Origin of the sequence: Pseudonocardia sp. (genome assembly GCF_050250275.1) — a bacterium.
Lineage (GTDB): Bacteria > Actinomycetota > Actinomycetes > Mycobacteriales > Pseudonocardiaceae > Pseudonocardia.
Genome location: NZ_JBFWOY010000064.1, coordinates 1 through 11169, shown reverse-complemented (window position 1 = coordinate 11169; position 11169 = coordinate 1). Strand labels below are relative to the sequence as shown.

Genomic DNA, 11169 nt, shown 5'->3' with positions numbered 1-11169 from the left:
TCGTGACCGCCACTCTCGAACGCCACCAGGACCCCTTTCCTTCGCGAGGAAGGAAGTCCTACCGGCCGCCTCAGCATGCGCACGGGATCTACCGGCCCATGTTCCGCTCTTCTTTGGTCAACACCTTCGCGGAGCACGCGGGCCACGCGCTGTAGCCGCCGCGATCGTCCCTGACCTTCTCGGCGACGGCGATCTGCTGCTCGCGGGTGGCCTTGTCGGCGCTCGACGCGTACTGGTCGCCGCCGTAGGCCTTCCAGGTCGCGGCGTCGAACTGGAGACCGCCCCGGTAGCCGTTGCCGGTGTCGATCGACCAGTTCCCGCTCGACTCGCACTGGGCGAGCCGGTCCCAGTCGGAGCTGCCGGTGCGGGCGTCACCGGGCTCGGCCGGTGCCTCGCCCCGGCGCCGCTCGTCGCCGGCGCTCTCGTTGCCGGCGGTCTCGTCGGTGGCGGGCTGGTCGTCGTCGGCACTCTCGTCGCCGGGCCGCTGGTCGTCGGCCGACTCGTCGGCGGCCTCCTCGGACGCGGGCCCGCTGTCGTCGGTGTCGGTGCCCCGCCGGGCCTCGCCCGAACGGCCCGGTTCCCCGGCCCCGCCGGCGTCCGCGGCCTCGTCGTCGCGGCTCTCCTCCCCGCGCTCCTGACCGCGCGCGCCGGCCCGGTCGTCGCGGGCCGTCTCGGTGCCGGTGGTCTCGCGGGCGCCGTCGCCGGCAGCGGTGTCGGCGCCGCGCGCAGTGATGCCCTGGGCAGCGAGCTCGTCGGAGAGGCGGCGGGCGACCGGGTCGTCGCCCGCGATCTCGAGCTGCTCGGCGAGCATCCTGGCCTTCGCCTCCCAGCCAGGGGCGGCGCCACCGGTCCTCGTCCCACGGGTGGTCGCGGCGCCGCCGTCGGCCTCGCGGGCGGAGCGCTCCGCCGGCCCGGCGCCGCGGTTCCCGGTGCGGGACCCGGTGTCGTGGAGCCTGTTCGAGCCGTCGCGGGCCGCGGTGATCAGCTCGGCGAGATGCTGGGCGTCAGGGTCGGGGTCGGCCTCCAGCCGCTGGACGAGCCGGTCGGCCTCGACGGACCAGCCCGCCGCGCCCGAGGTGCCGGCGTCGACACCGCAGACCGTGACGGCCTCGGCGGGCAAGGAGGCGATCGCCGCGGCGAACGCCCCGTCGAGGGCCGGCGGCACCACCTCGCCGGCGGAGGCGGTGAACCCTGCCCCTACCTCCCGGCGCTCCCCGGGATCCCGGGCCCCGGGATCCTGCTCGTCGTCGACACCGTTCGTGCCGGTGCGGCGCAGGTCGGCGGGGGTGGGCGAGTAGCCGGCCCGGGCCAGTGCCACCGCGACCGACCCGGCTGCGGTGTCGGACTCCATCGCGACGAGCGTTGTGTCGGCGAGATCGTGGACCGCCTGACGCCATCCCGTCGACACGGCGGGTGTGATCCCCAACGAGCGGATGCCCGCGGACAGCGCGACGGCCCGGGTGTCGGACCCGGCGAACGTCAACGACGCGACCAGCTCCCGGGTCTGCTCCAGCAGCCGCTGCGCCTCCTGCGCGGTGAGCTGCCGGCCGCTCCCGGCCGCGGTGCTGACGGTGCAGGTCGAGGCGACCGGCACGACGAGGTCGCCCCCGGGCGCCGCGCCCGCGGCGAGGGCGGCGGCGACGGCCAGGGCGCCGACCGCGGTGGTGACGGGCATCTTCGGACTCCTCGGGGTTCGGCGGCGGGTCGGGCTCATCGGGTGCACCCGTTGCTGCGCGTGGTCGTCGACGTGTCGTCGCCCGGAGTCGGGGCCGTGCCGCCGCTCCAGTCGGAGAGGACCCGCAGCCGGTCCCACGGGATCGCGCCCAGCGCGACGAAGTCGCCCGCCAGGCCGGCCTTCTCGTAGGCGTCGGAGTCGGGCGCGTACTCGGCGATGAACGCCATCCGCGCGCCGCCGTTGTCGCCGACGTAGGCGCCGTAGGTCTGCAGTGCCGTGGCGATGGTCTTCTCGCCGGGGCTGATGCCGGCGATGGCGTCGACGTCGATGCCCGGGTCGAGCTGGACCCGGGCGCCCTCGGGGATGGGGGAGGCGGCGCCGTTCATGTTGGAGCCGTCGGTCTTGGTCGCCGGGTAGCGGACCTCCTCAGGCTTCACGACGTTGGTCGAGAAGAACAGGGCGTGCGGGATGTGGCCGTCGGCGATCTCCTCGGCGCGCACGACCGCGGCGTAGCGGGCGATGCCGGCGCCCGTGGACGAACCGTCGTGCTCACGGCCGTCGCCACCCAGCGCGGTCGCAGCACCCCAGTTGGCGGCCAACCCGTCGCCGGACCTGCGCGCCACCCACAGGTTGACGACGGTGTCGGTCGTCGCGTCGGCGATGGCGACGTGCCCGTCGGAGCCCGGTGGGATCCGCAGTGACGCCGGGACGGGCACCGTCAGCCCGGCCAGCGGGTCGGGGCCCCAGTCGGCGGACAACGCAACCGTCGACCGTGGCGTCGACGCGCTGATGTCGCCGGCATCGACGAGCGTCACGCCGAACTCGCCGGTGTTGAGGATGTGGTCGCCCGAGGCCAGCTCGGCGGCCATGGCCGCGGACTCCGGGTCGAGGGCCGCGCCGGCCGGGATCGGGTCCCACAACCAGTCGGCGCGTGGGAAGAACGGACGCCCGCACCCGTCCCCGGGCCGGTCGGCAGCGCGCCGACCGCCCCCGGTGGAGCAGCCGTCGAGGAAGCCTCCCGATCCGGCGCCCGCCGCGGAGAGGCTCTCCCGCAGCCGGACCCCGGCGGCGTCGGTGGCGCCGGCCAGCACACCCTGCAGCTCGGCCGCGGTCTGTCGCCATCCACAGCCCGCGGCCGTCCCGACCACCGCGGGAACGATCCCGGGGACGTCGGCGGTCACGGCCGCCGGGCGCACCACGGCCGGTCCGACGGCGACCACGACGACGGTGAGCACCGTCGCGATGGTGGAGACGCCCATGTCAGCGCCCGCCCGCGGTGTCGATCCCGGCTGTCGCCGGGAAGTCCCAGGCGAACGCGTCCCCGACGAGCGCGGCGAGCTCACGGGCCGCGGCGCGGGTGGCGGGCCGCAGGGCCTCGAGGCGGATACGGCCACCTTCGGCGAGGTGCGGGTCGCGCGGGACGACGACGACGGCGCGGCAGCGCCGCTCGAAATGTGCCTTGAGCGCGACCGGATCGACGCTGCGGGCCTGCCGGTCGCGGCTGAGCACCACGATCGCGTCGCGGACCAGCTCGTCGAACCCGTGGGCGGAAAGCGAGTCGAGCGTGCGGTCGATGTGGCCGGCCGCGTCGATCGTGGGCGCCCCGGTGACGACGAGACTGCGCGTCGTCTCCAGCGCCCCGGCCATCGCCGAGTGGACGAGTCCGGTACCGGAATCGGTGACCACCACGGTGAAGAACCGCACCAGCAACGCGAGGACGCGGCGGTACTCGTCGCGGTCGAACGCCTCCGACATCGCCGCGTCCTGGTCGGACGCCAGTACCTGCAACCGGCCGGCGTCGTGCACGAACCGCGAGATCTCCGTGAACGACGCCGGCAGGTCGGGATCGTCGTGGTCGAGCAGCTGACGCAGCGTTGCGCCGGCCGGGTGGCCGAGGAGCCGGTCGGCAAGGTTGCCGGCATCGGGGTTGGCGTCGAGGGCCACCACCCGGTCGGCGCGGTGCTCGGCGAGGGTGAGACCGAGCAGCGCCGACGTCGTGGTCTTGCCGACGCCGCCCTTCGTGCTCGCGACCGTGACCGTGTGCCAGCCGGCGAGCGGGGTGCGGATGCGCTCGAGGAGCTCCTGTTCGGCGAGCTCTCGCGTCGAGGTTCCCGGGTTTACGCGTCCACCGCTGAGGGTGAACAACCATCCGCGAGCCCCGCGCCGCGGAGCCGGACGGACCGTTCCGTTGTCGCGCAGGTAGCTGTCGGCGGCGACGGGATCCGCCCGGGGAGCGGGCGGGGCAGCGACGACCGTCGGCGGGCCGCCGACCAGCAGGGGCGGTGCCACCCGCCGCGGCGGCGGGTGCACCAGCCCGGCAGGCCTGCGGGGGGCGGCTCGCTCGGGTGCGACGACGGCCGGGGGACGCAGCGGCAGGACGGGCGCGGGCGACGGGCCCGGACCGGTGCCACCGAACCAGGGCGTGAGGCCGGGGTCGTCGGCCCAGGAGTCGGCCCGGGAGTCGGACCGGGATTCCGCTGCGGGGGTCATCGCTGCGATCCCCGCGCGGTCAATGTCAGATCGATCCGGAGTTCCCCGCCGGGTATCCGGACGACGGGCGGGGCGACGCGCGTCCACGTGGCCTCGGCGGGGACCCAGTCGGGAGACGAGTCGGGCGGGCAGCAGGACCCGGCGGTGCGGGGGTGGGTGATGCGGGCGTCGGCGGCCGCGGACGTCGCGTCGGGGGGTGCCCCGGTCCGTCGGAACGCTCGGACCCGGGCGGTGACCTCGACGATCAGCCCACCACAGGAGGTTCGCAGTGTGCGTCCGGGCAGCACGGTCTCGACCCGCTGGCGGCCGGTACCGGACCAGCCCAGCGTCGCGCCCGACGGGTCCCGCAGCAACGGACGCAGAACCTCGGCGCGCCGTGCGGGATCGTCCTCGTCCCACGACAGGAACTCCGCGACGAACCGGCCCGCGAACGCCGCGGCCTCGAGCTCGCCGACCGCGGCATCGGTGACCACGGCGGCGAGCCTCCGCTGCGGGCGCTCGCCGCTCCCGGTTGCGGACGTGCAGAGAAGCGGGACCCGCTGCGCCGATCGTCGCGTCGCCGGGATGTGAAGGGTGGACGCCGCCGCGCCGGGCACCGCGACGTCCGATGCATCGGGCACCGCGGACCGTCGCCCGTCGGCCGTGGGCGAAGCGTCCCGAGGACGCGGCATGGGCGGCGCCGGCGTCTGCGGCAGCGGGGGCGGCGCCGGCACGTCGCGGACGAAGGCCGTGGGCGTGGCCGGGGCGGGCCGCCGGGGCGTGGGTGCCGATGGCCCGGGCGGCGCGCTGACCCCGGGCGCGACGGCCCAGGCCGGGGCGAGGGCCGCGCGCGAAGTGCTGTTCGACGATCGACCTCGACCCATCATGTCCGTCCGTCCCTCCCCGCTGCGGGAATCTCCCGAGCGACGAGGCGACCCTACAGAATCGCTCCGACAATTCAGTGGAAACGAGAACATTGGCTGTGGACGGCGACAGCACGTACCGTGACGCAGGTCTGGAATCCATGGTCGGCGCCTGCGTGTCGACGGGCGGGACCGGTGGGTCAACGGCTATCGTCCGCAGCGTCTGTCGTGTCGGGCGTCCGCTCCGGCGTTCAGGAGAGGAGCCGGCGGTGGCGTTGACCTTCGCGGACCGGTTGAACATGCTGTTCGCCGCGTTCCCCCAGCCGCCCAACGAGGTGGGCGAGCGTGAGGAGTGGTCCAACACGCAGGTCGTCCGCGCCATGGAGAAGCTGCACCGGCGGCCCGTGTGTACCCCGGGACACCTGCGGTCGTTGCGCAACGGCAACCGCAGCAAGCCGTCGGCCGAGATCGCGAGCGGCCTCGCCCGCACCTTCGCGTACCTGTCGCGGGCAGAGGCCGAGCCCGGCAACGCGTCGGCACTGGTGGCCTACCTCGTCCTCGATGCCGAGGGCGACGAGGACGACCTCGCCGCCGTCCAGGCCGTGCACGCCCAGCTCGAGGCCGCGGTCGCGGCGCGCGACAGCCGGCCGCAGGTCGTCGGGATCATGGCCCGGCTCGGTGACCTGCAGGACGCGGAGTCGCTCGACGCCGTCGCACAGCTCGTCGACCAGCTGGGGCAGAAGGAGAAGGCCCGCCGCGGCGTGCTGCGGCGGCGCCGGTGACCGCAGCGGTCGACGTCGCGGTCCGGGTGGCTGCGGTCGCGGTGTGGGTGGCCCTCGTGGTCACCGCGCTCCGCGGACTCCCCTCGGGACGCGCGCTCGCGGCGACAGCCGCACTCGCCCTGGCCCTGACGGTCCGGACGGGTGTCATCGGCGAGGCCGTCGACGTCGTCACCCGCCGCCCCACCCTGGCCACGCTGCTGTCCGACCTGCTGCTCCTGACCGCGGCGACGTTCGTGGTCGACGGCCGGCTGCGGCGTCGTCGCTGCACCCGCGGGGCCCTCACGAGCTCGATAGGCGCCGCCGCAGCTGCTGTCGTCATGTGCGGGGCGTGGGCCGTCGGGGCGGCGCCCGGGCCCGTCGCGCCCCACGGCCTGGCCGCGTCGCTCACGCGGCCGGGGATCGCGGTCTCGGTAGTGGTGTTCGGCCTCGCCATCGGGACGCTGACCGCCCTGTTGATCGTCGAAGGCCGCGCCGAGATCCGCCGGCTCGCTCCCGGCAGGCGCCGTCGCGATCTCGTGTCGGGGCTGGTCCTCGGGGCCGGGACGGCAGGCTGGGCCGGCTTCGTCGTGGTGACGGCGGTCGTCACCATGGTCGCGGCGCCCTGGCCGGCCACCCGGGCGGTCGTCGACGGTGTCCTCGCGGCGCTCGTGATGGCGGGCCTCGGTGTCGCGGCCAGGGCGGCCGTCCACCGCGCCGCCGAGCGACCCGAGCAGCTCCGCAGCGCGGTTCTCGACCTGCACCGTTGGCTCCTCCACCACACCGGCGGGACCGTGTCCGGCGACGCGGTCGACGACCTGTTCGTCGCCGTCGTCGAGATCCGGGACCGGATCTGGACGCTGCAACGCTGGGTGCGACCCGAGGACGTCGACGCCGCGGTCGGACTCGGCCGCGAGCTCGGGCTGCGTGGGGCGCAGGCGCAGGCATTCGCGCTGGCCGTCTGCCTGGAGATCGCGGTCGCCGGGGTCGCGGCGGGTGACGAGGAGGAGGTCGACGTCGCCGACCTCAGCGCGCTGGGTGGGGGCGCCACCGAGCAGGCGGAGGTCGCATGGCTGGCGCAGGTCCAGCACGCCCGCGTCACCCACGGCGCCGCGGCAGCGGCGCGGGACCTGTCGGCAGAGTTGTCCACAGGGGACGCGTCGTTCGGTTCCGCGGGGCGTCGGCGCATGTGATCATGGTCCTGACCGGGGCCGCCCGAGGCCCTGCCGCGGACACGGAGGCGACGATGGTGGGCTCCGACGCGCCGCGCTGCGCCGCAGCGGCCGACGCCGACCTGCTCACCTGGTGCCGCCGGCGTCTGCGCACCGTGCTGCCGGAGCTCCCGTCGAGCCTCGACGAGCTGCGCCGCCGGATGGAAGAGGTGCGGGGCCGTCGCGTCGAGCTGGCCATCACCGATCCCGGCAGGCTGCGGCTACCGTCGGGCCTGTGGGGGCAGGTGCGGTCGGGCACCGAGGTCCACGACCTCGTGTGGGTGGACCGTCGGACGAGCCCGTTCGCACGCACCGTTGTCGCCTGCCACGAGTTCGGGCACATGATCTGCGGTCACGAACCCGACCCGGTGCCGCCGCCGGAACCCGTCGGTGTCCTCGCCGCCGACCTTGCGCTCGCCCCGGCGCACGTCCCGGCCGTCGTCGGACGCTGCGGTGAGCCCTGCAGTCCCGGGTCGCGCGAGTGGCGGCGGGAGCGGGAAGCCGAGCTGACGGGACGGCTGTTGGCGCAACACATTCTCGCGACGCACACCGGCGCGTGAGCCGTTGGTCAGCCGCCGGACGCGCCCCGGATGAACCGGTGCATGTTGCCACCCGGGGTGTTCATCGCCCAGCCGTAGGCCTGCTCCGGGGTCATGGAGGCGCCGCCCGTTCCGCCGGCGCTGCCCGATCCGCCGGCGCTGCCTGACCCGTCGGCGCTGCCTGACCCGTCGGCGGCGCCCGACGCGCTGTCGGACCCGCCGCCGGAACTGTGACCACTCGAGCCGTCGCTCGGCTCCGCCGCGCCGCGCCGCGAGACTCCTGAGTCACCGCTGCTGCCGGTGCGGGCCCCGTTGCCGCCGTTGCTGCTGTCGTCCGAGGCGGAGCGGCCGCCGTTGTCGTCCGTGGAGCGGGTGTCGGAGTCGCGCTGCGGAACCTCGACGGGCGGCCGGGCCGCCGCCACGGCCCGCGCGCCACGCGACGGTTCGTGCGGCACGGCGCCGCTGCCGGCCAGGACGGACGGGTCGCGCCGGTCGGGCGCCGTCGCGGCGGGCGACGGCGACAGCGGCGCGGGCGGCGGGGCCGGTGTGTGGTCGCGCAGGTCGAGGACCCGGCGGGTCAACGGCTCCGTCTGGTCCGACGGGTCGGGCACCGCGCTGCTCTCGGCGACCGCGACGCCCTCCTGCAGACGCGTCACGTCGGTGCTGCGAGCCGACCGTTCCTCCAGGAGCAGCCCGCGCCGGGCCGTGAGCGAGTCGCGGACGAACTGCTGGTCGGGGTTGAGGGCGCCACGGGGCAGGCTCGCGAGCGTCGCGTCGATCTCCGACAGCTGTCGGTCGACCCCGGCGAGCTGTGTACGGACGTGGGCCAACTGATCGGCGGTCGCGAGCTGACCCTGCAGCGCCGCTCGCTGCTGCTCGAGCAGGGTCTTGCGCGCCAGCATCGCGGTGACCTCCGCGGGGACCGCGCCGCCGAACCTCGCCGCGAGCTCGCCGTCCCACACCGCCTGCGCCGCCGCGATGGAACCGAGCTGGGTGTCGATCGAGGTGAGCGCGATGCGCGCCTGGGACTGCCAGTCGGCCTGCGCGACGACGCGCGGCACGTGGTGGGGATCGAACCAGTCGGGGAGGTCCTTGACGACGAACGTGCCACCTGCCGCGAGGATGCCCGCCGCACCGACGATGCCGGCCAGGCGCCGGGTGCGGCGGGTCCGGGCAGCTCGGGAGGCCTTCCACCGCTGGAACGCCTCGTGGTCCTCGGGGGAGACGTGGATGCGGCGCCGACGGCGGGGCTCGCGGGTGGAGGGCAGACCGGTGAGGGCATCGACGACGACCAGGGGGTGGGGGACGGCCGCCGGCTGGGCCCGGCCCAGATCGGCGCCGTCGGCGGCCGGCGATCCTGTGGCGGGAGCGCCGCCGTCGACGACCGGTACCGGCGCAGCACCGAGGACGGGGGTGGGGAAGGACGATGCGGCTTCCGGGGCCGCGGCGTCCGGGGACACCGAGTCCATGGGCTCGACGCCCTGTGGCTCGACGCGCTGTGACTCGACAGTGGGTGACTCGACAGTGGGTGCCGGTGCGGCGAGCAGTGCCGCCGCGGGCGGTCCGCCGTCGGCCGCGGCGTCGACCGAGTCATGGCCCTCGGCCGCCCCAGCGGTGGGCGTGGCGATCGGCAGTGCGCGGCCTGCGGGCGTGGCGATCGGCGGTGCGCCTGCGGACGCGTCGTCCCGGGGCGCCACGTCCGGAGGAACGAGGACGGGCGGCGTGGCAACGGCCGACGGAGCGCCAGCCGTCCCGGCCCGTCCACCTGCCCGGTGGGTCTGGTGGTGCTCGGGAGTGCAGTAGCGGCGCGGTGGACGGCCGTCAGGCACCACCGGAACGATGGTCGTACACCCGGGCAATGCGCACAGTGGACGGGCCACGGTCCCCACCTCGCCATTCGACGTCCTGCGGGATCCCCGTCCCGCCGCGCCGTGATCATCTTCGCGATGGGGGGCCCGCCGCGGCGATATCGCCTTTTCGTTCGCGACTGCGAACGTCGTGTCCGATGAGGACGTCCAGCCCCGGGCGCGGTGGGACCGTCTACCTGCGCGGCTGCCGTGGCGCCGACGGGGTGGACGTTCTCCCACGAGGTCCAGCTCGTGACGGCGGGAGGGCCCGGCCCGGCACGGGTGATCCCGGTCAGCTCTGGGCCGGGATCGGGACGACGACCGGCGGGGTACCCATGGGCACCACGGCGTCGTAGAGCGTCCGACCCGCCTCGCTCACCACGAGGTGCACGGGATCGGCGATCGAGAAGTCGAACGTGAGGTCGCCGGGCTGCCCCCGTCCGGCCTTGGCGTACAGCGCCAGGCCGTTGTGCTCGAGACAGTCCACCTCGGCGCCGTCGATCTGGGGGAGGGCGTAGTGGGCGACCGCGGAGCCCCCGGCGGAGTCGGTCGCGGTCACGTCGATGGTCGGGCTCGCCGGGGGTGTGGGCGTCGCGGCCGAGGCCACCCCGGCTCCGGCGCCGGTGATCGCGGCGGCGGTGAGAAGGACGGCGACGGACTTGGCGAGCGTGTTCATGACGGTCTCCTGGGTCGGGTGGCGGAGTCGATCCGCTACCGACCACGGTGCTCCGGCCCGGGCCGTCCTCCCGTCCGGCGCCCGGCCGACCCGAAGGGTGAACCCGTTGTCCCCCGATCGCCCGACACGCCGCGCCGCGGGCCGCGATGGGCGCGTGCCGGGACCGGAGACGGCGGTCGTCCTCGGCGTCGCACTGGTCGTGTGCGGCGCGCCGGCGCGTCGCTACCCGATCGCCCCCGCGATCGTGCTGGTGCAGGTGGGGGTGCCGACGCGCGTCCGCCGGCCGCGGAGAGCCCGCTCGCCGCAGGCTCCCCGCCCGGTCGCGGACGCCGGACGGCGCGGACGTCATCGTCCGGCCTCCGGCACTCGCGGGGTGCGTCAGGAAGCGTCGGCGGCCGCGTCGTCGTCGGCGGCGTCGGCGGCCGGGGCCTCGTCACCGGCGGCCTCGTCGGCGGCGGCGGCCGGGGCGGCCGGCAGCGGCAGCGCGCCGAGGACGGTGCCGGCGACGGCGTTGGGGTCGACGGGCAGCGGTACCGGCAGCTCGGGGACGGCCGGCAGGTTGCTCGTCACGAGGCCGACGACCGTGCCCGCGTCGACGGGGAGCGCACCGGTGACGGCGTCGAGCGGGCCGGCGGCCGGCGCTGCCTCGTCGGCGAACGCGAGGCCCGGGGTCAGGATCGCGAGGGGCAGTGCAGCGGCGCCGACCATGGCGGTACGCGCGAACTTGCGCATGGGGAACTCCTCCTGTGTACGTCGCGCCCCCGTCCTGGTGACGGGGATCCGCGAGCGTCCCCGTGTTCAACGCGCGCTCCGCAGTCGACGACGCGATCTTGCACCGGATCGAGTGAGCAACCGATGCCCGGCCGGTCGACACGGTCTTGATCGAGTGAACTCCCAGTTACCGCGGGTCGTGACGAACAGTGATCGATCACCGGCCGGGTTGTTGACCTCTGCTGTGCCCGTGCACTAGCTGTATCCGGCCAAGACGTTGGTGACGATCTGATCGCCACGACACACGGTCGAGGTTGTTGAACCAGGGAGAGCCCCCGAGTGGGGTGTGGCTTGTCTAGGACCCACACCACCCGGAGGCTCTCGTGGCCCACCGTAATGCCCGCCTGACCGTGCACGGCC

The 11169-nt window shown here is 75.2% G+C and carries 10 protein-coding genes; 3 read left to right on the top strand and 7 right to left on the bottom strand.

Going from position 1 to position 11169, the window contains the following annotated elements:
• Window positions 1–88 precede the first annotated feature (88 nt).
• The 4 genes from AB7F12_RS31320 to AB7F12_RS31305 are packed head-to-tail and all read right to left on the bottom strand — an operon-like array spanning window position 89 to window position 4638.
• Window positions 89–1675, bottom strand: coding sequence for a transglycosylase family protein (locus tag AB7F12_RS31320; protein ID WP_428502285.1), 1587 nt, complete (start codon window positions 1673–1675; stop codon window positions 89–91).
• A 35-nt stretch (window positions 1676–1710) separates the two neighbouring features.
• Window positions 1711–2934 (bottom strand): hypothetical protein, encoded by a 1224-nt coding sequence (locus AB7F12_RS31315; protein ID WP_428502286.1) that lies wholly within the window; start codon window positions 2932–2934, stop codon window positions 1711–1713.
• Window position 2935: 1 nt separating this feature from the next.
• Window positions 2936–4165, bottom strand: a complete 1230-nt coding sequence (locus AB7F12_RS31310; protein ID WP_428502288.1) for a MinD/ParA family ATP-binding protein — start codon at window positions 4163–4165, stop codon at window positions 2936–2938.
• Entirely contained in the window at window positions 4162–4638 is a 477-nt protein-coding gene (locus tag AB7F12_RS31305) for a hypothetical protein (protein ID WP_428502289.1), read from the bottom strand. The genes AB7F12_RS31310 and AB7F12_RS31305 overlap by 4 nt, the downstream gene beginning before the upstream one ends.
• Window positions 4639–5276: 638 nt before the next feature.
• Between AB7F12_RS31305 and AB7F12_RS31300 the strand changes: the two genes are divergently transcribed.
• From AB7F12_RS31300 to AB7F12_RS31290, 3 genes are read left to right on the top strand one after another with little or no spacing between them, the layout of a single operon-like run.
• A complete protein-coding gene (locus tag AB7F12_RS31300; RefSeq protein WP_428502290.1) occupies window positions 5277–5789 on the top strand; it encodes a hypothetical protein in 513 nt (170 codons plus the stop codon).
• On the top strand, window positions 5786–6958 hold the full coding sequence (locus tag AB7F12_RS31295; protein ID WP_428502292.1) for a DUF6545 domain-containing protein: 1173 nt from the start codon (window positions 5786–5788) through the stop codon (window positions 6956–6958). The genes AB7F12_RS31300 and AB7F12_RS31295 overlap by 4 nt, the downstream gene beginning before the upstream one ends.
• 53 nt (window positions 6959–7011) lie before the next feature.
• Complete coding sequence (locus AB7F12_RS31290) at window positions 7012–7536, top strand: ImmA/IrrE family metallo-endopeptidase (RefSeq protein WP_428502293.1); 525 nt, start codon at window positions 7012–7014, stop codon at window positions 7534–7536.
• 8 nt (window positions 7537–7544) lie between these two features.
• Here AB7F12_RS31290 and AB7F12_RS31285 read toward each other — a convergent pair whose 3' ends face one another.
• From AB7F12_RS31285 to AB7F12_RS31275, 3 genes are all read right to left on the bottom strand, one after another.
• A complete protein-coding gene (locus tag AB7F12_RS31285; protein ID WP_428502295.1) occupies window positions 7545–9212 on the bottom strand; it encodes a hypothetical protein in 1668 nt (555 codons plus the stop codon).
• A 442-nt stretch (window positions 9213–9654) separates the two neighbouring features.
• The gene (locus AB7F12_RS31280) at window positions 9655–10038 is read right to left on the bottom strand and encodes a hypothetical protein (protein ID WP_428502296.1); all 384 of its coding nucleotides are present in this window, start codon (window positions 10036–10038) and stop codon (window positions 9655–9657) included.
• Between the two features lie 378 nt (window positions 10039–10416).
• Window positions 10417–10770, bottom strand: coding sequence for a hypothetical protein (locus tag AB7F12_RS31275; protein WP_428502297.1), 354 nt, complete (start codon window positions 10768–10770; stop codon window positions 10417–10419).
• Window positions 10771–11169: the final 399 nt, after the last annotated feature.